This is a genomic window from Dietzia cercidiphylli (assembly GCF_039531545.1).
Classification (GTDB): domain Bacteria; phylum Actinomycetota; class Actinomycetes; order Mycobacteriales; family Mycobacteriaceae; genus Dietzia; species Dietzia natronolimnaea.
In genome coordinates this window covers 217,606-237,765 of record NZ_BAAAQG010000010.1, presented here as the reverse complement: position 1 = coordinate 237,765, position 20,160 = coordinate 217,606, and the positions used below count along the sequence as shown (strand labels likewise).

The window sequence follows — 20,160 nt, the reverse complement described above, 5'->3', positions numbered from 1 at the left end:
CCGCTGACGTGGCCGTGAAGACGGCGTCGTGCAGCTCCGGCGAGCTGCCCGAGGACGTGGCCTACGGCATCATCAGCAGTGCGGTGAACAGGGCGATGGCGGAGGCGAACGCCGCGAGCGCGGACCTGGCCGGGGAGCTGTAGGTGGACGCGCGAATCGCCTGCGCGCCCGAGGAGAGGACGCCCGCGCTCCTGGACACCATGGGAGTGAGGGTAACCCCAGCGGTCTGCCCCGCTGACAGCCGCGTGCGCGTCGTGTGTCAGCCGCGCGCGCGCCGTGCCGCGAGTCCGAGGAACGCGTCCAGGACGAGGAAGGCCGCCAGCGAGATCCCCAGGAGGGGGACGGCCCACCCGATCGCCGCGACGACGGCTACCCCGACCAGGGTTCCCGCCGGGCGTCGGCGCAGCAGTTCGAGCAGGGCACCACGTACGGGGGGCCGGGCCGGACCGCCGGTGCGGGTCGGCCGCCGCGTCCACCACAGGACGTATCCCCGCACGATGACGACGACGAGGGCCGCCGCCACCGCGGCAAGCAGGAGCTGATTGGCCAGCCCGAACAGGAACCCCATATGGAGGCGGATCCCCCAGTCGGTCAGTCTGGCGGCGAGAGGGTGGTCGGAGAACGGGAGGGTCTGGACCACCCCGCCGGTCGCGGCGTCGACGCTGACCGCGTCGGGGCCGGGGGTCCAGGAGCGCCGGACTTCCTGCACCCGCCAGAGGTCGCCGTCACCGGTGGGCGGAATGAGCTGGACCGGCTCCGTCAGTCCCGCCGTGCGTGCGCCGGTCAGGGCGACCCCGGCGTCGTCGGGGGTCCAGGCGGCGGCGGTCCCGAGTGCACCGTTGTGGGAACCGTGACCGTCGTGGCCCCCCGCGGCCTGGTCGGAGGACCCGCTCGGGGAGTTCTCGGGGGACTGGGCGGACAGAGTCGGCGTGGTCCATCCCATGGCCCCACGGAGGTCGGCGACACGTTGTCCGGCATGAGCCGACCAGGTCAGTCCGGTCGCCGACAGGACCAGCATGCCCACCAGCGCCCAGGTCCCCAGGACGGCGTGGCTGGAGCGTCGGCGCGCCCGGCCCGTGAGCCCGGGCGCCGACCGCAGCAACGTCGACCGCAGCGATGTCGACCGCAATGACGTCGACTTCGGCGCCGAGGCGCCGGCGCGGCGGGTGCGGCCCCACCACAGGTACAGCCCGGCCAGCGCGAGAGGGGCGAGCCAGCTGGCGGCGAGCTCGGAGTACAGGCGGCCCGCCTCGCCGAGGTGCAGACTGCGGTGCACCCCGGACAGCCAGGTGCGCAGGGGCAGCGCCTGCCCGGAGCCGTACTGGACGGTGTCGCCGCGGATCACACCGTCGGAGGGGTCCACGAAGACCACTCGGGAGTGTGAGTCCGACGGCAGTGACCCGTCCGAGAACAGCACCCGGGTCGTGGAGCCGTCGTTCCCGGGCACGATCCTCGACACCGGGAGCTCGGGGTGCGCGGTGCGGGCGGTGGTGATCTGCTGCGCCAGCGGGACGGTCTGCGCCGGCGAGGCGGCGGTCAACTGGTCGGCGTAGACCACCCGCTCGATCGTCGGTGCCAGCGCGTAGAAGAAGCCCGACACCGCGGCGATGAGCAGGAACGGGCCGATGAGCATGCCGACGTAGAAGTGCAGGCGGAGAGCGAGTTGACGCACGGGGCCGCCGACGCCCGGGGGACGGGTGTCGCCTCGGCGGAGGTGGCCTGCGCGGGAATGGTCGGTCGTGGTGGTCATGGGGAGGGCACTCCTGATCCACGGCCCGGGTGCCGCCGGTGCGCGTGCGTGCGCGACCGTCGGGGGCCGTTCGAGATGAGAGAAGGACTCGCACACCACCCGGCCCCGGGCGAAGGCACGAGGGGAGGAGGTGTGGTGGATCAGGCGGGAAGTGGGGGTCCGCGTAGCGTCCGCGCGGTCAACAGCAGCACCGGGACCGGGGCGCTGTCGCGGGCGGCCGCCGGGGTGCCCGGGAACGGGGTACTGGGAGCGAGGAGAGCGCGGACCAGTAGGACCAGTCGCGCGGCGACCTTGCGCAACCCCTCGGCGGCTGCGGTCACCAGCACCGCGGTCAGTACGGCCCCGACGAGGTGGGCGACCAGCATCGACGGGTCGAGGTGCGCAGTGTGGGCCAGTGCCTGGGTGGTGAGGCCCCAGCCGGTGCCGGGGGGCAGGGGGAGGGCACCGTGGACATGGCCGAGACCGTGCCCGTGGCCCAGCCCGGCGGCGGCAGAGGGGTGTCCGGCGGCGGCAGAGGGGAGCCCGGCGGCGGGCGAGGGGTGGCCGGAGAGTCCGGGGTGCCCGGCGGTGGGGGCGAGCGTGGCGACCGAGAGGGCGACGTGACCGACCGCCTGACCCAGGAGCCCCGCCACCGCCAGTCCCGGCGCCCCCCGACCGGCCCGGCCGCGGGCGAGCGCGGCGACCGGGAGCAGGCACAGGAACACGACGGCCCATCCGCCCGGGCCGGGCGCCGAGCCCCCGGCGGCCGTGTGCGCGACCGTGGCGGTGAGCACGGACGCGAGCACCACCGCCACCGCGCGCCACTGCGCCATCGGGTCGCAGTAGCCGTTCACGACGTAGAACCTACGTCACCGCTCCCTCACCCCGCCGACCTCCCCGGCCGCCGTGGCGAGCGGTCAGGTGGTGCGGGTGTGGGCGTCCATGTCGTCGACCTTCATGTCGTCGACCTCCATGTCCCAGACGGGTGGCCCGTCCGGGTGGTCGCGGCGTCCGGTCACGTGGAACCCGTGCCGTTCGTACAGCCGCACGTTCCGCTCGTCCGAGGTCTCCAGCCGTACGGCACGGGCGCCTCGACGTGCCGCCTCGGCGAGCGCGAAGACGATCAGGGCGCTACCGAGCCGTCTGTCCTGCGCGGCGGGGCGTACGCCGACGGTCTCCAGGCTCCACCCGTCGTGCGGCGGCGATCCGTCGCCCAGCCTCCCGATGCGATCACCGTGCAGGGCCACGATCTGATCGACGGCCGCGTCGTCGGGGTCCGGCGCGTCCGGGGGCAGGAGCGCGATCACGCCATACCGGTCCTCGGTGACCGCGACGATCCCGTGCCGGTGGGCGTGCTCGAGATAGAGCTGCTGCAGTGTGAGCAGGCGCTCGGCGTATCCCTCCTCCGGGATGACGTGTCGGGTCCAGGGGTAGTCGGCGAACGCCTGGGCCAGGGTCTCGGCTGCGGGGGCGAGATCGTCCGGTGAGGCGAGGCGGGGGTCACTCATTTTTGGGCTCCTGCGGGTCGGATCATCGCGGTGGATTCCTGGCCGGACCCCGTGGGCACCGTGCCCACGGGGAGGAAGCCGAAGCGTTCGTACAGCCGGCGGCTCCCCGGGGTGGTCGCCTCGAGGAACACCGGCTCCGGCCCACCCTGGTCGATGATGTCCAGGCGGTGGCGCAGGAGGGCCGACCCGATCCCCTTCCCGCGGGCCCGGGGCCCGGTGGCGATGTCGTGGAAGTACCAGTGCGGTTCCGACGGCCGATGTGCGTCGACAGCGCGGGTGTGGGCCGCTCCACGGCGCGCGGTGGGCGAGATCAGCAGCCGGAAAATCGCCGCGCCCCTCTTTCCCCACCGCGACCATCGTCCCGCCTCGCGGTGGGGAGGCTCCCAGAGCAACGCCCCCAACGTCTGCCCGTTCTCCACGGCCACGTCGACCCGGTCCGGGTGTCGACTCACCTGGCGCCGGTAGTGCGCGGTCAGGCGCGCTGGCCGTGAGGCCTCGTCGGGGAAGAACTGTGCCCACGCCGGATCGGCGCCGAACGCCTGCCCGAGCATCTCCCCGATGGTCTGCGCATCGGAGGCCGCCGCCGGTCTGACTTCCACCATGACTTCCTCCCTCGATCTCTGCTTATTCTACAATGTAGAAAAATCGTGTCGGGCCCGTCGGCCCGAAAGTGGGGGGACTGATGGTCGAGCGCGACGCCGGACGTGGGCCCAGGGGGTTGTCCCCCGCCCGGATAGTCGAGGCGGCGGTCGGCGTGCTGGAGGAGGGCGGGCAGGAGTCGTTCAGCATGCGCGGTGTGGCTCGCGCGGCGGGGTGTGACGCGATGTCGGTGGCCTATCACTTCGGGTCCAAGCAGGGACTTACCCGGGCCATGGCGTCGTGGCTCGACGGTCAGGTGCGGCCCGCCCCGCCCGGGGCGCCCTGGCGGGCGACACTGCGCCACCTGGCGGAGCAGTACCGCGCTCTGGCCGGGGCCTATCCCCGGACGTTCCCGCTGCTCCAGCAGTTCACCCACACCGGGTCGGCCGACTACGCCACGACGGAGGTGGTCCACGCGGCGATGCTGGGCGCCGGGGTTCCGCGTCCGCAGGTGGTGACGGTGACGGTGGGCTGGTACGCGACCGTCCTCGGACTGGCCACGGCGGAGGCCCTCGGGATGGTCGCTCCCGTGGACGAGGCCACCGCGGCGGAGATCGCGGGGCTGCCCGCCGCGGACTATCCGCTCACCACGGCGTTCCTGGACGACTATCGCGGGATCGACCCCGGCGTCGTCTTCCGCACCGCCGTGGAGCTGATGCACGACGGGATCGAGCGGCTGGGCGGCGGCGCGGAACCGGGCGGTCCACCGATGTCCTGAGCGCCGCAGCGTCCGTGAGGGCCTCAGCCCTCGGGGCTGCGCAGCGGCATCTCGTGGATCTCGCGGACGAACTCAGGCAACGGGGCCCCGGTGCGCAGGACGGTGGCGATCGCCGGATCCGCCAGGTGGAGCCGGCCCACCGAGATGAGGTCGAACTCGCCGGCCTCCAGGCAGCCCGCCACGGCATCGATGTTGTCCGCGGTGTGGGCGGGCGCCCCGGACTTCTGCTCGCGGAGAGAGGCCCCGATCCCCACCCCTCCGACCGCGCCCGTCGGCAACCCGGTCAGACGGCGGGCCCATCCGGCCAGGGACACCTCGCCGTCGTCGCCCTCCAGGTCCGGGAATGCCGGGTCGTTGAACCGCCTGGTGGAGGCGTCGAGCAGGTCCACCCCTGCGTCGGCGAGGGCTCCCAGGTACACGCCCAGCTCCTCGGGCGTGGTGGCCTTGCGGGCGGTGTAGTCCTGCTGGGTGTGCTGGGAGAAGCGGTAGAACAGCGGGGCGTCGGGACCGATCGCCTCGCGCACCCCGGCGACCACCGCGGCGGGGAACCGGCTGCGCGACGCCAGGTCGCCGCCCCAGGTGTCGGTCCGCCGGTTGGTGTCGGCCCAGACGAACGAGTCGAGGAGGTACCCGTGACCGCCGTGGAGGGTCACGCCGTCGAATCCGGCCTCCATCGTCAGCCGGGCGGAACGGGAGAACGCGTCGATCACCGCGGTGATGTCGCCCTCGGTCATGGGCGCGACCTCCGGCGACCACCGGGCGACGCTCCGCTCGGAATAGGTGGTGACGCCCGGGGTGCCCCACCGTCCGGACGGTCGCATCGGGTGCATCTCCATGAGCCGGTCCCGATTGGCCCGGTCGAAACGGGCGTTGGCGCCCCAGAGCGGGCCGACGTGCCACAGCTGCGCGAGGATGCGGCCCCCGGCCGAGTGGACCGCGTCGGTGACCTGCCGCCAGGCGGCCACGGACGCGGGTGAGTCGAGGCGCGGGATCCAGGCGTGGTCCACCGAGGTCGGGTGGTCCACACCGATTCCCTCGGTGACGATCAGCGCGGTCCCGCCGGCGGCGCGGGAGGCGTAGTAGTCGCGGTTCACCTCGTCGGGCAGGGCGTCCGGGCAGCCCATCCGCGTCATGGGCGACATGACCAGGCGGTTGGCCAGTTGCATGGACCTGACCTGCAGGGGGCGGAACAGCGCCTCGCGCGTGGTGGCGACCGATGACGTCATCTCGTGGGACCTCTTCTTCTCCGGTGAGGGCGAGGTGCCGGACCCGGGCCCGGCGACGCCATCACTTGACAACTGTCAATAATAGAGAAGTCCGGCACGGTGTGGAGAGCGATCCGCCCGATCGCCTCCGCCGGGACCAACGGGGTCGGGTACGGGGCCGCGCCTCGCGACATCCGTCGATCCTGCCTCGGGAGAGCCCGTGATCGGCCGCCCGGTCGTCGGAAGGAGGAGGACCCGCCGGGAGGCCCGGCCGATAGGCTCGCGACGATGCGGCCGCCTCCGCGCCGCAACACACTCTGGAGGTCATCTGTGTCCGGACATCTCAGCGGCAAAGTCGTCATCATCACCGGGGCCGGGGGTGGGTTCGGCAAGCTGATCGCGGAGAAATGCGCCGCGGGCGGTGCGCACGTGGTCGGCGTCGATATCGACGCCGAGGGACTCGCCTGCGTGGTCGACGGCATCACGGCCGCCGGTGGTTCGGCGCTCGCCCGGGTCGCCGACGTCACCGACACCGAGCAGGTCAGGGCGGCCGCCTCCGCCGCGGTGGAGGCGTTCGGCGCCATCGACGTCCTGGTCAACAACGCGGGGGTCATGCCGCTGGCCTACTTCGCCGATCACGAGCGGGCGCTGCCCAGGTGGCTCAAGGCCATCGACATCAACATCAAGGGGGTCGTCAACGGCATCTCCGCCGTCTACGACCAGATGATCGAACAGGGGCGCGGACAGGTCGTCAACATCTCCTCGATCTACGGCAATGCCGGGATCGCCGGCTCCGGCGTCTACAGCGCGACCAAGGCCGCCGTCACCACCCTCTCGGACTCCCTGCGGATGGAGACCAAGGGCAGGATCAAGGTCACCACGGTCAAGCCGACCGGGGTCGCCGGCACCAACCTCGCGAGCTGGATCGTCAACGACAAGGCGATCACCGGAATGGTCGGCCAGCGCGCGGACACGTTCCGATCGAACCTGGCGGCGTTGGCCGCGGGCGACCTGCCCGCGGACTTGACCGACGCCGATTCGGTCAAGTACTGGCTCATCACGCCCGACGACCTGGCAGACGCGGTGGTCCACGTGATCGACCAGCCGTGGGGCATCAGCATCAGCGACATCACGGTCCGGGCGAGCGGCGAGGACTACCTCTACTGAGCCGGGCCCGCGCGCCTCACCGACCTGCCCCCAGGGTGCGGCGCCCCGGTCACCGACGCTGAGGGACGAGCGACCACCGGCTCCCCGCACGATCGGGTTGTCCTGAGCGATCGGGCAGCCCCGTGCCCTCGGGCACCCCGGAGCGGCCGAGCAGCCCGGCGTTGGCGTCGGCGAGCAGTGCGTCGACCGTCTCGCGGGCGCAGGTCTTGTTGGACCCGATGAACCCCCGGGGACCGCGCTTGATCCACCCGACCACGTAGGCGCCGGGGACCTCGGACCCGCCGGGGTGGTCGAGGACGCGGCTGTCGCGGTGGGGGATCGTCCCGGTGACGGGGTCGAACGGCACGCCCGGCACTGGCACCCCGCGGTACCCGACCGAACGCAGGACCAGCCCCGCGGACAGGACCTCCTCGGTTCCCGGGCGGGGAATCGCGCGCACGTCGCCGTCCAGGCTGGTCAACTCCGTCCCCGCGATCCGCAGTCCCTCGACGCGCTCTGTACCGACGACCTCCACGGGTGCGGTCTGGAAACGCAGGACGATCCGCGGGCTACCGGTCCGCGGCGCGCGGGCGGCCACCTCCGCGAGGCAGTCGAGCATGAGGGATCGCTGGGGATCGGACTCCGCTCCCGGGTCGATCCCGTCCGGGGCGTCGACGCGCAGGTCGATGTCGTCACGCGAGGCCAGTCCGACCAGCTCGGGAAGGGTGAACGCGGCCTGGGCGGGCCCGCGTCGACCCAGCACGACGATCTCCCGGATGCGACTGTCCCGCAGGGCCTTCAGGGCGACAGGGGAGATGTCGGTCGCGGCGAGGGACTCCGCAGGGGTGGCGAGGATCCGGGCGACGTCGAGGGCGACGTTGCCGTTGCCCACGATGACGGCCCGCTCGTGGTCGAGCGGGACCCGGGCCTCGACGTGGTCGGGGTGGCCGTTGTACCAGGACACCACCTCCGTGGCGGACATGCTCCCGGGGAGCCCGGTGCCCGGGATCTCGAGGGGGCGGTCGGTGCTGGCCCCGGTCGCGTAGACCACGGCGTCGTGGGCGGCGGCGAGCTCGTCCACGGTGACATCCCGGCCGATCTCCACCCCCAGCCGGTAGGTGAATCCGGCCTGGGCCTCGATGAGCGCGAACAGGTCGGTGACCGACCGGGTCCTCGGGTGGTCGGGGGCCACGCCGTGCCGGGCCAGGCCGTGGGGGACGGGCAGGCGATCGAAGACGGTCACCTCGACGCCCGGCTGCCTGAGCAGCTCGTCGGCGGTGTACAGAGCGGCGGGGCCGGCTCCGACGATCGCCACCCGCAGTGGCTCCCCCGCGGGGCCGCGGTCCCGCACCAGACGGCGGATCGGGGGGACCGGCGCCTGGGGCGGGTACGGGCGAGACGGCGTGCTCAACACGGCGTTGAGGTCGAGGAAGACCTGCTCGCCAGGGGCGAGGCGGTCGTCGGGGACGATCGCCCCGACCGGGCACGCTCCCACGCACGCCCCACAGTCCACGCAGACGTCCGGGTCGATGTACAGCATCTCGGCGGTGGCGAAGTCCGGCTCGTCCGGAGTCGGGTGGATGCAGTTGACCGGGCACGCGTGGACGCAGGACGCGTCGGCGCAGCAGGCCTGCGTGACGACGTGGGGCATCAGACGGCGGCGGCGTACGAGACGGGCGGCTCGCTGCGGTAGCGGGAGGCGCGGCCGTCGATCTTCAGCGCCCGCCAGACACGCCGTGCGAGGGGGTTCATCAGTCCGGACTGCTCCGCGAGCATGCGCACGTCGGAGAAGAGGTCGGACAGGAACTCGCGGGAGCGCGGGCTGTCCCAGTACAGCTCGTCGATGACCTCGCGGGGAACGTCGAACTCGTCGCGGAACTCCTTGGTCGGCTTGAGGATGGCATCGCACAGCACCCGCATGATCACGGGGAACGCCAGGGAGACCGCGAAGATCTGACCGCGGCTCATCCGGGGCGCGTGGCGGGCGACGTAGGTGTGCGCGAAGGAGATGTGCCGCGCCTCCTCGGCCACGTGGATCTCCATGATGCGGCTCAAGACGGGCGGGAGCTCGTCCGCGCCGCGCAGGATTTGCTTCTGCGTGTGGTCGATCGGCTCCTCGCCGGCGAGGACGCCGATGAAGAAGCCCACCGGGGTGAGGGAGGCGAACCACGGGATGATCGGCGAGACCCGGCGCATCCAGCGGGGCAACCCGGGTACGTCGGCACCGATGATGTTGACGCCCTGCTGGAACATCTGGGTGTGGTGGCACTCCTCGGTCGCCTCGTGGGTGAGGTACCGGAACTCGGCCGACCCGTTGTCCAGGTTCGCGATGTACTGCATGATCCCGCGGATCAGGATGTTCTCGAACTGCAGCCCGACCTTCATGATGTTGGCCTGGCGCCACAGCCCGATCTCGATCTGGGTCTCGACGGGCAACGCCTGGTACCAGGGGTGGGCGCCCAGCGGATCCACGTCCGCGGGCAGGACCCAGCGCTCGTCGGTGCGGTCCACACGGAAGTCGGGGTGATCCCAGGGGACGTCGACGAACGCGTCGAAGTGGCGTCGGACCGACGCCTCGGACAGGCGGAGGAGGGCGGCGTCATACTCCTCGCGGGAGCTGCTCGGGGTCGGGGCCGCAGTCGGGGCCGAGGGTGAGGGGGCGGTGGTGGGCGTGGGTGCGGTCATGGCGATCCCTTTCGTTTCCGACGATGTGGGTCGGAGAGAGCCTCGGAGTACAGAGTGACATTTGAGGTCTCTTTGTAACTGAGGCTAGGCAGCGCGGGCCCTCGTGTCAACGCCCGGGCGCCTACCGCCTACGCACCGTCGGAATGTCCCCGCCCACCGCGGAGTTGTGGGCCCAGGTGCCTCCTGGCGAACTCCCGGGCCACGTCGGGGTCGTCCAGATCGATGGTCGTGGAGGGGGTGAGGACGAATGAGATCACCAGACGGACGGTCACCTCGGCGGCCACGAGCAGTTCGTCGTGCGACCGGGAGTCGTCGAGGCTGGTGGCCATCTCCGAGGCGAGGAACTCGGCACTGCTACTGACCAGGGGTTCGGCCCGGACGGTGAGATACGGGACGGCGACCTCGGGTTCACTCTCGAGGAGCCGGTTGAGCAGCCCGTGGGCGCGCAGGGTCTCGACGGTGTAGAGGAAGCCCTCGGTGAGCTTGGACTCCACGTCGTCGTACCGGTCGATCTCCTGCTTCAGCCCGGCCAGGATGCGTCCGGACTCGCGGAGCAGGACGGCGTTGATGAGCTCCTGCTTGTTGGCGAACCGGCGGTAGAGGGTCATCCGGGACAGGCCCGACCGCTGCGTGATGTCCCCCATCGTCGACCGGGTCACGCCGAAGAGCTCGAACTGCCGCACCGCCGCGTCGAGGAGCTTCTCCCCGATGTCGTCCGTGGTGCCGCTCGGCACGTGGCGGTCCAGGGCGGCGCGGATGAAGGTCGCGGCGGTGAACGGGAGATTCGCGGGCATCGGTCGATTGTCCCTCACCGGGCGCGCTCGCGCCGGGGTGTGGAATGACCCGGTGTGGCGGGACCCGGGACGTCGCGTCCGGACCACACCGTCAGTCCCCGAGCGCGCGACGGATGGCGTCGTCGATCCCGGTCATCTCCCACCCCGGGGGGAGCAGGTCCGTCGCCGGGCCGGCGGCCACCATCTCGTGGCGGAGACTCTCGATCAGCCCGGCGACGGTCCCGGCGTCCACGTCCATGAGCGGGGACAATCCCGCCGCGACCAGATCCCACGGCACCCCGAAGACCGGGACGCGGAGTGTCGGGAGCCCGGCGACCCGGGAGAACCTGCGCAGCAGCGCGGGGTAGGTCAGCGCCTCCCCGCAACCGAGGTCGCCGTGCCCGGTGCGGGGAGCCACCTCGAGGGCGTGACACAGGGCCTCGACGACGTCACGCTCGGCGACCGGCTCGACGCGGCCGCCGCGCATCCAGCGGGGGACCGGTTGGACCGGCAACCGCTCACACAGGGTGCGCATCATCTCGAAGCCCACCGAACCGGAGCCCAGGACGATGCCGGCCCGCAGGGTGAACACCGGCGTTGGTCCGTCCGAGAGCAGGTGTTGGACCTCGAGTCGGGAGGACATGTGCCGGGAGAGAGGCTCCCCGGGGCCTCCGGACGGGGCGAGCCCGGAGACGTACACGCACCGCTGGACGCCGGCCGCGGCCATCGCGTCGCGCATCGCGGACGCGCCCGCCGCGTCCTCGGCCCGGAAGCCGGGCCCGGACCCCATCCGGTGGACCAGGTAGACGACCGAGTCCACTCCGTTCAGGGCGTCCGGGAGGCACCCGGGATCGAGGACGTCGCAGCGGACGGTCTCCACGCGGTCGCCCCACCCGTGGGTCCGGGCCCGCCGGGGATCGGTGGCGCCGGCCCGGACGCGGTGCCCCCGGGCCAGCAGCGCGGGGACGAGACGCGATCCCAGGTACCCGCCCGATCCCACGACGAGGACGGTCATCCCTCGTCGAGGTCCTGTTCGATGAGGGCGGCGATCTCGGCCACCGCGGTGGCGTCGTCCCCGCTCACCGTGACCTCGGCCCCCTTCTCGGCTCCGAGCGCCATGATGAGCATGGCCGAGGCGGCGTCGGCCTCCTCGCCGTCGTACGTGATCTCGATGTCCGTGTCGTACTTCTCGGCGGCCTCGGCGATGATCCCCGCCGGGCGGGCGTGCAGGCCCTCGGCGGATCCCACGATGACGGTCGTGTTGGGCATGGTCTCTCCTCGTGACTGGTGAACTGCGGAACTGGGGGCTGATCAACCGGCGAGCCGGTCGGGTGGGGTCAGGCGGCCACCGGGTCAGGCGGCCACTGGCTCAGGCGGCCACGGTGGCGGGCGCCGGGGCCGTGACGGGGGCGGGATCGCGGCGGGCGCTCTTGGCCAGGACCACGGCGGTGGTCGAGACCAGCATCCCCGCGAGGATGGCGACCAGGTAGCCCCACACCGGGTTGATGGCGAACACCACGAACAGGCCGCCGTGCGGGGCGTAGGACTCCACCGAGAATGCCATGATGAGCGCTCCGGTGACCGCGCCACCGGCCATCATGGACGGGATCACGCGGACGGGGTCGGCCGCGGCGAACGGGATCGCGCCCTCGGTGATGAAGCTGGCACCCAACAGGAACGCGGCCCGGCCGTTCTCCTGCTCGACCTCGGTGAACAGGCGCTTGCGGACGACCGTCGCCAATCCCATGGCCAGCGGCGGCACCATACCGGCGGCCATCACGGCCGCCATGATGCGGAGTGAGGCCGGGTTGTCGGCGACCAGGCCGGCGGTGGCGAAGGTGTACGCGGCCTTGTTGACCGGTCCGCCGAGGTCGAAGCACATCATGAGCCCCAGGATGATGCCCAGCAGGATCACCGAGGACCCGCTCATCCCGCCCAGCCACGACTCCATGGCGGAGGTCAGCGAGGCCAGCGGGCGGCCGAGCAGCAGGAACATCAGCAGGCCGATCGCGAGCGATCCGAGCAGCGGGATCAGCACCACCGGCATGAGGCCGGACAGCCAGCGCGGGGTCTTCCAGGTGGTCATCCACCGCACCAGGTAGCCGGCGAGGATGCCGGTGACGAGCGCGCCGATGAACCCGGCGCCGAGGGTGGCCGAGAGGGCGCCGCCCACGAAGCCCGGCGCGATGCCCGGGCGGTCGGCGAGGCCGTAGGCGATGTACCCGGACAGGACCGCGATCATGAATCCCATCGCGGCCTGGCCGATCGCGAACAACACGGCGCCGATGTACAACCGCAGGCCCACGTGGGTGAGCATCTCGGCTCCGGCGGTCCCGGCGGAGACGATCTCGCCGTCGAGGTACCAGACCTGGCCGGGCAGGTCGGTCAACGTGAACCCGGTGGCCACCTCCTGCCAGACAAACGCCACGTCGTACCCGGCGAACAGGAACCCCAGCGCCAGCAACAGGCCGCCGGCGGCGACGAACGGGATCATGTAGGACACGCCGGTCATCACCGCGCGCTGCAGCCCGCGGGCCCAGTGCTCGTCCGAGCCGGACCCGCCGCTGGAGGAGTCGCCGCCCGAGCCGGACGCCGCCGGGACGCGCTTTGCGTCGGGGTCGCCCGCGGCGGCCAGCGCCTCGTCCATGACCCGCGCGGGGGAGTCGATCGCCTTCTTGACGCCGTACTCCACGACGGGCTTGCCCGCGAACCGGCCGCGGTCGCGCACGCCGACATCGGTGGCGAAGATGACCGCGTCGGCGGCCTCGATCACGGCGGGGTCCAACGGGGTGGCCCCGGCCGAGCCCTGCGTCTCCACCTGCAGCTCGACTCCCCGCCTGGCGGCCTCCTGGTCCAGGGAGTCGGCGGCCATGTAGGTGTGGGCGATGCCGGTCGGGCACGCGGTCACCGCGACCAGGCGGAGGGGTTGTCCGCCGCCCGTGCCGCCCGCCGTGGTGGTGGTCGCGGCGGTGGTGGACGTGGCGGTGGTGGACGTGGCCGCGGAGGTCGTCGCGGTGGTCGCGGCGGACGCGGAGCCCGTGGTCGACGACGACGAGGCGTCAGGCGCCGGGGTGAGCACCCCCTGGATCACCGCGACGGCGTCCTCGGGGGTCGCGGCCGCGCGGAGCGCGTCCACGAACTCCGAGCGCACCAGGTTGCGGGCGAGGGTGGCCAGGATCTTGAGGTGCTCCTTGCCGCCGCCGGCCGGGGCCCCGATCATGAGCACCAGGTCGGCCGGGCCGTCCTTGGCTCCGAAGTCCACCGGCGGGTCGAGGCGGGCGAAGCCAAGGCTGGGCTCGGCCACGGCCTCGGACTTGCAGTGCGGGATCGCGATCCCGCCCTTCATCCCGGTGGCCGCCTTGCCCTCGCGGGCCATCAGGTCGGACACCAGCGCGTCGAGGTCGTCGGCGCGGCCCGCGTCGACGAGCGCCCCGGCCAGGGACCGGATCACCTCGTCCTTGGTGCTGCCGAGATCGGCGTCGAGCCGCACGGTGGCGGTCTCGATGATCGGTTGGCTCATGGCCTTCCTCCGTGTTTTCTCAAGGGTCTCTGGATCGGGGGTCGTCGGTGGTGTGGTCGGGATCAGTCGAGTCGGCGGACGGTGGCCCGAATCGAGTCCGGGTCGAGTCCGAGTGGTAGTCCGGTGCCGGCGAGGGAGGCGGCCACGCTGCCGTGGCAGACGGCCCACGCGAGCCGCTCCTCGGGAGGGGCTCCCCGGGCGTCGGCGAGGAGGTATCCGGCGAGCGCGGAGTCGCCGGCCCCGACCGTGGATCGCACGCGGACGGGCGGGGTGGTCGCGAACCATGCCTCGTCGTCGTCATCACCGCCGCCGACCAGGACCGCTCCGGCGCCACCCAGGGTGACCAGGACGGCCCCCACTCCCGTGGCGCGCAACGTCCGGGCGGTCTCCACGACCGGTGCCAGGTCCCCGTCCGCGGCGCGGCGCTCCAACTCCACGCCGTCGACCCCGGCCAGCTGGCCCAGCTCCTCGCCGTTGGGTTTGACCAGGTCGGGAGCGGCGGAGGGGAACCGCGCGGCGAGTGCGGCCAGCGGCGCGTCGGAGGTGTCGACGGCGAGGCGGGCCCCCGCTCCGCGCAGTTCGGTGACGAGGTCCGCGTAGAACCCGGCGGGTACGCCCCGCGGCAGCGAGCCGCTCAGGACCACCCAGGTGGCCCGACCCGCGAGCCCGGCCACGTCCGCGCGGACCCGGTCGAGCATCTCGGCGGTGGCGACGGGCCCCGGGGCGTTGATCTTGGTGGTGGTGCCGTCGGGGTCGGCGAGGGTGAGGTTCACCCGGACCGGGCCCTCGGCGGGGACCACGGTGGCGGGCACCCCCGACTCGGCGCACATGGTGACGAACGGGTCGTGGCGCGGGGCGGGGAACACCGCCGTGGCCTCGATCCCGCCCGCGGCCAGGACCCGGGCCACGTTGACGCCCTTGCCGCCGGGGGAGTCGTGGGACTCGGCGATGCGGTTGACCCCGCCGAGCGTCAGCGGGGCGGCCAGCGAGGCCGAGCGGTCCACCGACGGGTTCATGGTGAGGGTGACGATCATGGCAGCACGACCTCGATTCCACGGTCGCCGAGGGCGGCGGCGAGGGCGCCGGTGGGCGGGTGGTCGGTGACCAGGACGTCGACCCGGTCCAGGTCCGCGAAGGAGACCAGGAACTCGTGGCCGAACTTGCTGGAGTCCGCGAGCACCACCACCCGCCGCGCCGCGCCGCACATGGCCGTCTTGACGGCGGCCTCGTCGGGATCCTGGGTGGTCAGGCCCCGGTCGACGTTCAGGCCGTTGGTGCCGAGGAAGGCGACGTCCACGCGGATGGTGTCCAGTGCCCGCAGCACCGGGGCGCCCACGCAGGCCCCGGTCAGGCCGCGGACGGCGCCGCCGAGGAGGTGCAGCCGGGTGGCCCCGGCGCGGTGGAGGGCGTCCGCGACGGGGACCGAGTTGGTGATGAGCGACAGGCCGTGCCCCTCTCCGAGCGGCTCCGCCAGCGCCTCGGCCAGGCAGGCGGTCGTGGACCCCGCGTCGAGCAGCACGCTGCCGCCCGGGGCCGGGAGCAGCGCGAGCGCGGCGCGGGCGATCGCGGACTTGGCGGTCACGTTCTCGGCGCGGCGGGCGGCCAGGGTCCGCTCGACCCGCCCGCCCGGCACGGCGGGGACGGCCCCACCGTGCGTGCGCTCGAGGACCCCCTCGGTCTCGAGCAGCGACAGGTCCCGGCGGATGGTCTCCGCGCTGACGTCCAGTCCGGAGGCGAGATCGGCCACGGTGACGCGTCCGGATGCGGCCAGCACCTCCGTGATGTGTCGTCGCCGTTCGCTGCCGTACATCGGGGGCCCGACCTTTCTCCAAGTGACCGAATATGTTGGATTCTGCCCGATACGGTTGGAAAGTCAAGCGAAATTAGTTATTCTCGTCACAATTCACACTGCACCACCGGGCCGACGAGCCCGATCCGTTAAGGAGCTCCCCATGTCGCAGGTAACGCAGACCGGGTCGACCATCCGAGGCACCGGCGTCGTGGCCGGCCTCGCCTACGGCGTCGCCCGGTGGGTGGGTCGAGCCGAGCAGGCCGCCGCGACGGAGTCCGCACCCGACGGCGCACCCGCCGGCCCGCCGCCGGGGGAGGAGCAGCTCGAGCTCGACCGGGAGCGCTTCGTCACCGCGGCCACCACCGTCGCGGGGCGGCTGGACCAGAGGGCGGCGCTGGCCACCGGGGTGAGCGCCGAGGTGCTGGCCGCCAACGCGGTGCTCGCGCGCGACCGCGGCTGGGCCAAGGCAGTGGTCAAGGAGCTGAAGAAGGGTCTGGGCGTGGAGGCGGCCACGATGGCGGCCACGGAGACGTTCGTCGCCATGTTCACCAAAGTCGGCGGCCGTCAGGCCGAGCGCGTCACGGACCTACGGGACATCTGCGCCCGCGTGGTGGCCGAGCTGCGTGGGCTGCCCGAGCCCGGGATCCCCGAGTTCGACGAGCCGGGCGTGCTGTTGGCGGACGACCTCGCCCCCGCCGACACCGCGGGCCTCGACCCGACCATGGTCCTGGGGATCGTCATCGAACACGGAGGCCCCACCTCCCACACCGCGATCATCGCCCGCCAGCTGGGGATCCCCTGCGTGGTGGCCGCAGCGGGGCTCACGGCGGTGGCCGACGGGGCGCTCGTCCTCGTCGACGCCGGCGCCGGGACGGTGGCCGTCGATCCCGACGAGGGATCGGCGCGCGACGCCGCCGCAGCGGACCGGCGGTTGCGGGACGTGGCCGCCGGATGGACCGGACCCGCCGTCCTGGCCGACGGTCACGAGGTGAGCCTGCTGGCCAACGTCCAGGACGCCACCGGTGCCGAGACCGCGGCGGCGGGGCCGGCCGGAGGGATCGGGTTGTTCCGCACCGAGCTGGCGTTCCTCGACCGCCCCACCGAACCGTCCGTCGAGGAGCAGGCCGAGCTGTACGCCCGCGTCCTCGGCGCCTTCCCCACCGCGAAGGTGGTCACCCGCACGCTCGACGCGGGATCGGACAAGCCGCTGGCGTTCGCCGGGATGACCGAGGAGGACAACCCCGCCCTCGGGGTGCGTGGCATCAGGGTGGACCTGATCGACCGGGGGCTGCTCGACCGCCAACTGGACGCCCTGGCCGAGGCCGGCCGGCGGGTCGGCGGCCAGCACTCCTCCCCGTGGGTGATGGCGCCCATGATCTCCACGGTCGACGAGGCCCGGGACTTCGCCGCCCGCTGCCGCGACCGCGGACTGACCCCGGGGATCATGGTCGAGGTGCCCGCCGTGGCCGTGGCGGTGGACCGCTTCCTGCCCCACGTGGACTTCCTGTCGATCGGCACCAACGACCTCACCCAGTACGTGATGGCCGCCGACCGGATGTCCTCCGATCTGGCCGCGCTCACCGACCCGTGGCAGCCCGCGGTGCTCCGGCTCATCCGCTCGGTCACGGAGGCGGCGGCCCGGGCGCCGGGCGGGCGGACGGTCCCGGTCGGTGTGTGCGGCGAGGCGGCGGCGGACCCGCAGCTCGCCTGCGTGCTGCTGGGCCTGGGCGTCAGCTCGCTCTCGGTGGCCACCGCGGCTCTGCCGTTCGTCGGCGCGGCGCTGGGTGAGGTGACGCTCGAGCGGTGCCGCGAGTTGGCGGCGCTGGCACTGGACTGCGACACCGCGCGCGAGGCCCGTGCCGCCGTCATGGCGGGGGGCGCCTGACCTGCCGCTGCGTACCCGGCCCACCCGCAGCCGCCTCCGGCGATGAACTCGCGCGTGCGCCGCGGCTCGCGCGAGCGTTCATCCCCAGGGGCGGCGGCGTTCTGGCCGGGCAGGCTCGGGGGCGGATGCCGCAGCTCGGGGGCGGAGGCCTCAGGCGTCGATGGTCTCCGACTTCCCCGACCGGGCCAGCGCGGCGAGCTGGCGGGTCGTCGCACCCGGCAGGTACGCCCGGCCGATCGCCACCCCGATCCGCGGCAGGTCGGCCTCGTCGCGGAAGCACAGGTACACGGGCTCGATCCGCGGGTTGAACTTGGCTTTGAACTGGTGGAGCGAACGGAACCCGTAGTACGGCTCGAGCGCCTGACCGAGCAGGTCCAGACCCCTGTCGAGGGTGGCCACCTCGTCGTCGTCGCCACTCCGCGCCAACGGGGCACCGGACAACGAGACGAAATCGGCCCCCTCGTCCTTGAACTCGAGCGCGGACCGGGCGATGAGGAACTCGATCATGTTGTTCGCGCCGGGCCCGTTGCGCTTGCGCATCACGTCCAGTGTCCAGCCCCGCACGCCGCCCTCGGCGCCGCCGCGGTAGACGGGCAGCCAGGAGAGCGCGGCCTGGACCACCCCGCCCGAGTCGACGGCCAGGGCGATGCGGACGTCGTCGTCGAGAGCCTCCTCGACCGTGCCGAGGGTGAAGCCCATCTCGGGCAGTTCCTTGTCCCCGACCCACTGCTCGGAGATCTGGCGGACCTGCCCCAGGATCGCGGACGGCTGCTCCCGCAGCAGGCCCGAGACGAAACTCGTGCCGTTCTTCTCCGCCTTGTTCATGGCGCTGCGGATCTTCTGCCACTTCTTCCCGCCGAACGCCAGATCGGGCAGGTCCATGATGGTGTCCTCGGCGATCTGCAGCGCCCGCCAGCCGTGCGCCCGCATGGTGTCGGCGGTCTCGGCCGACACCGAGAACAGGCACGGCACCGCGGCCTGCGCCTCGGCGAAGTCCACGAACTCGGTCAGCAGCCGGGCGCGGTCGGCGGGTGCGGCCACCGGATCCGCCAGCGCGATGACGGTGCCGACGTGCAGGCGGTAGCCCACCACGCCGGCGGCCGGTGCGCCCGTGTCGACGGCGTCCGGTTCCCCGTCGGGGCCCCCACCGGCCTGTGCTCCGGGCCCGAAGAAGTAGTTCATCGGCTGCCACGTGATCATCCACGACATGGTGCTGCCGCCATGCCTGCGGATGAGCGCGCGGACGCGGTCGATCACCTCGTCCGAGTGGACCGAGGAGCCGGTGACCCGTCGCCGGATCCGGACCCCGAACGCGCCCCGGCCGGCGATGAGCAGGACGGCCTCGCCCGTCCACAGCAGGCCCGTGCCCGCGGTGACGGCACCGAGGCTCTCGAAATCCGCGGTCACGACCAGGACGGTGACGACGAGGGTCGCCACCGCCGTGAGGAGCGCGTACACGAGGGCGACGAGCCACGCCACCCGGTAGCCGCGGCGGAGCAGCTCGGCGGTCACCGCGGCGACCAGGACGGACAGGAGCATGCCGGCCAGGTTCACGTCGTCGGCCTCGGTCGGGCCGAGGGGGCCCTCCGCGGGGACGAAGTAGACCACCACGTGCACCGCAGCGAGGAACCACATCCCGGCCGAGACGACAAGCCTGGTCTCGCGCCGCGTGCGGGGCCGCAGTCCCCGCTCGGTGCGGGAGAAGAACCGCTCGCCCACAAGCAGGAACACCGCGAAGGCGATGAGGTGCGTGAGGTCGGACAGGCGCCCGAGGAACAGGAACGACACGATCACATAGCCGTAGAGCAGGGCCCGTGCGCGCAGTCGCCACGGTGACACCAGCGTGGCCGTGGTGGCGGCCAGCACGGCGATCACCGCGGTCGAGCACCCCACGTCGAGCACCACGGACAGCTCGGTGGCCCACTCCCAGCCCACCGCGTCACCGGGGACGAGGACGCCGAACGCCCCCAGCACGCCGATCAGCTGGCCACCGATCGCGACCAGGGCCGTCCGCGCCGACCCCAGTCGCCACTCGCCCACCCCGATCCCCACCGCCACCAGCACGAGGAGCGACACGTGCTGGAGAGGGGTCATCCCGAACCACGGGCCGGCGAACACGGTCCACCAGCGGCCGCCCTCGAGCGCGGGGACGCCGTAGGCCACGCCCTCGAACCACGGGGCGTCAGGGGCGGAACGCCACAGCGTCTCGAACACCACCCCGGTCACGAGCAGTGCCGCCAGCACGATCGCGGTGACCGGGAGTCGGCGGGCGGCGCGTGCGACCGCACCGGTCACGGTGGCGAGCGGGGACGGCTCGCCGGGGTCGTCGGTCTTCTCGGTGATCTGATCGGTGCTCATGGTGCTCCCGTGGGCGGCGCGCGTGCTGGAACCGCCGGGGTCGGAGAGGCGACGCCGGTGGTGGACGGGTCAAGTATGCGCTCGGCCGGGGGCGTAGGTAAGGGAATGCTCAGCTTCGTGACCGGCGCCTCGTCACGGCCGCCGGCGAGTCCCGCGACCAGCGCGCCCGCCGGAGCACGCACCGCCCGGGCGTCGCGCGCCG

General features: G+C 72.8%; 18 protein-coding genes. 3 read left to right on the top strand and 15 right to left on the bottom strand.

The annotated features are described in order from the left end of the window. Nucleotides 1-61: 61 nt before the first annotated feature. From ABD250_RS11755 to ABD250_RS11735, 5 genes are all read right to left on the bottom strand, one after another. On the bottom strand, nt 62-202 hold the full coding sequence (locus ABD250_RS11755) for a hypothetical protein (protein WP_206682149.1): 141 nt from the start codon (nt 200-202) through the stop codon (nt 62-64). A 57-nt stretch (nt 203-259) separates the two neighbouring features. Continuing rightward, complete coding sequence (locus ABD250_RS11750) at nt 260-1,750, bottom strand: PepSY domain-containing protein (protein WP_179523826.1); 1,491 nt, start codon at nt 1,748-1,750, stop codon at nt 260-262. Between the two features lie 140 nt (nt 1,751-1,890). Then, complete coding sequence (locus ABD250_RS11745) at nt 1,891-2,583, bottom strand: hypothetical protein (protein ID WP_179523825.1); 693 nt, start codon at nt 2,581-2,583, stop codon at nt 1,891-1,893. 63 nt (nt 2,584-2,646) lie between these two features. Next, nucleotides 2,647-3,237: a GNAT family N-acetyltransferase gene (locus ABD250_RS11740; RefSeq protein WP_179523824.1), complete on the bottom strand. Its 591-nt coding sequence runs from the start codon at nt 3,235-3,237 to the stop codon at nt 2,647-2,649. After that, entirely contained in the window at nt 3,234-3,839 is a 606-nt protein-coding gene (locus tag ABD250_RS11735) for a GNAT family N-acetyltransferase (RefSeq protein ID WP_179523823.1), read from the bottom strand. Before ABD250_RS11735 ends, ABD250_RS11740 begins: the two co-directional genes overlap by 4 nt. Before the next feature lie 80 nt (nt 3,840-3,919). On the opposite strand from ABD250_RS11735, the gene ABD250_RS11730 reads away from it, so the two are divergent. Then, entirely contained in the window at nt 3,920-4,594 is a 675-nt protein-coding gene (locus ABD250_RS11730; protein ID WP_179523822.1) for a TetR/AcrR family transcriptional regulator, read from the top strand. Nucleotides 4,595-4,617: 23 nt separating this feature from the next. On the opposite strand, the gene ABD250_RS11725 is transcribed toward ABD250_RS11730, so the two are convergent. Further along, entirely contained in the window at nt 4,618-5,820 is a 1,203-nt protein-coding gene (locus tag ABD250_RS11725) for an oxidoreductase (RefSeq protein WP_182658254.1), read from the bottom strand. Nucleotides 5,821-6,129: 309 nt separating this feature from the next. Between ABD250_RS11725 and ABD250_RS11720 the strand changes: the two genes are divergently transcribed. Then, the gene (locus ABD250_RS11720) at nt 6,130-6,966 is read left to right on the top strand and encodes an SDR family NAD(P)-dependent oxidoreductase (RefSeq protein WP_182658255.1); all 837 of its coding nucleotides are present in this window, start codon (nt 6,130-6,132) and stop codon (nt 6,964-6,966) included. 49 nt (nt 6,967-7,015) lie between these two features. On the opposite strand, the gene ABD250_RS11715 is transcribed toward ABD250_RS11720, so the two are convergent. From ABD250_RS11715 to ABD250_RS11680, 8 genes are all read right to left on the bottom strand, one after another. Next, nucleotides 7,016-8,596, bottom strand: coding sequence for an FAD-dependent oxidoreductase (locus tag ABD250_RS11715; RefSeq protein ID WP_241730558.1), 1,581 nt, complete (start codon nt 8,594-8,596; stop codon nt 7,016-7,018). Further along, nucleotides 8,596-9,630, bottom strand: a complete 1,035-nt coding sequence (locus tag ABD250_RS11710; protein ID WP_182658256.1) for an AurF N-oxygenase family protein — start codon at nt 9,628-9,630, stop codon at nt 8,596-8,598. Before ABD250_RS11710 ends, ABD250_RS11715 begins: the two co-directional genes overlap by 1 nt. 128 nt (nt 9,631-9,758) lie before the next feature. Next, the gene (locus ABD250_RS11705; protein ID WP_241730559.1) at nt 9,759-10,424 is read right to left on the bottom strand and encodes a TetR/AcrR family transcriptional regulator; all 666 of its coding nucleotides are present in this window, start codon (nt 10,422-10,424) and stop codon (nt 9,759-9,761) included. A gap of 91 nt (nt 10,425-10,515) precedes the next feature. Further along, nucleotides 10,516-11,418 carry an NAD(P)H-binding protein gene (locus ABD250_RS11700; RefSeq protein WP_344392409.1) on the bottom strand — a complete coding sequence of 301 codons (903 nt, stop codon included), beginning with the start codon at nt 11,416-11,418 and terminating at the stop codon, nt 10,516-10,518. After that, nucleotides 11,415-11,672, bottom strand: a complete 258-nt coding sequence (locus ABD250_RS11695; RefSeq protein WP_344392407.1) for an HPr family phosphocarrier protein — start codon at nt 11,670-11,672, stop codon at nt 11,415-11,417. Before ABD250_RS11695 ends, ABD250_RS11700 begins: the two co-directional genes overlap by 4 nt. A gap of 100 nt (nt 11,673-11,772) precedes the next feature. Beyond that, nucleotides 11,773-13,923, bottom strand: a complete 2,151-nt coding sequence (locus ABD250_RS11690) for a PTS fructose transporter subunit IIABC (protein WP_344392405.1) — start codon at nt 13,921-13,923, stop codon at nt 11,773-11,775. A gap of 62 nt (nt 13,924-13,985) precedes the next feature. Continuing rightward, nucleotides 13,986-14,957, bottom strand: coding sequence for a 1-phosphofructokinase family hexose kinase (locus ABD250_RS11685; protein WP_344392403.1), 972 nt, complete (start codon nt 14,955-14,957; stop codon nt 13,986-13,988). Continuing rightward, nucleotides 14,954-15,733: a DeoR family transcriptional regulator gene (locus ABD250_RS11680; protein WP_179523812.1), complete on the bottom strand. Its 780-nt coding sequence runs from the start codon at nt 15,731-15,733 to the stop codon at nt 14,954-14,956. Before ABD250_RS11680 ends, ABD250_RS11685 begins: the two co-directional genes overlap by 4 nt. Before the next feature lie 142 nt (nt 15,734-15,875). Here ABD250_RS11680 and ABD250_RS11675 point away from each other — a divergent pair, with 142 nt between their 5' ends. After that, on the top strand, nt 15,876-17,600 hold the full coding sequence (locus ABD250_RS11675) for a putative PEP-binding protein (RefSeq protein WP_344392399.1): 1,725 nt from the start codon (nt 15,876-15,878) through the stop codon (nt 17,598-17,600). A gap of 150 nt (nt 17,601-17,750) precedes the next feature. Here the strand turns inward: ABD250_RS11675 and ABD250_RS11670 are convergent, their stop codons facing one another. Next, the gene (locus ABD250_RS11670) at nt 17,751-19,958 is read right to left on the bottom strand and encodes a bifunctional lysylphosphatidylglycerol flippase/synthetase MprF (protein ID WP_182617928.1); all 2,208 of its coding nucleotides are present in this window, start codon (nt 19,956-19,958) and stop codon (nt 17,751-17,753) included. Nucleotides 19,959-20,160: the final 202 nt, after the last annotated feature.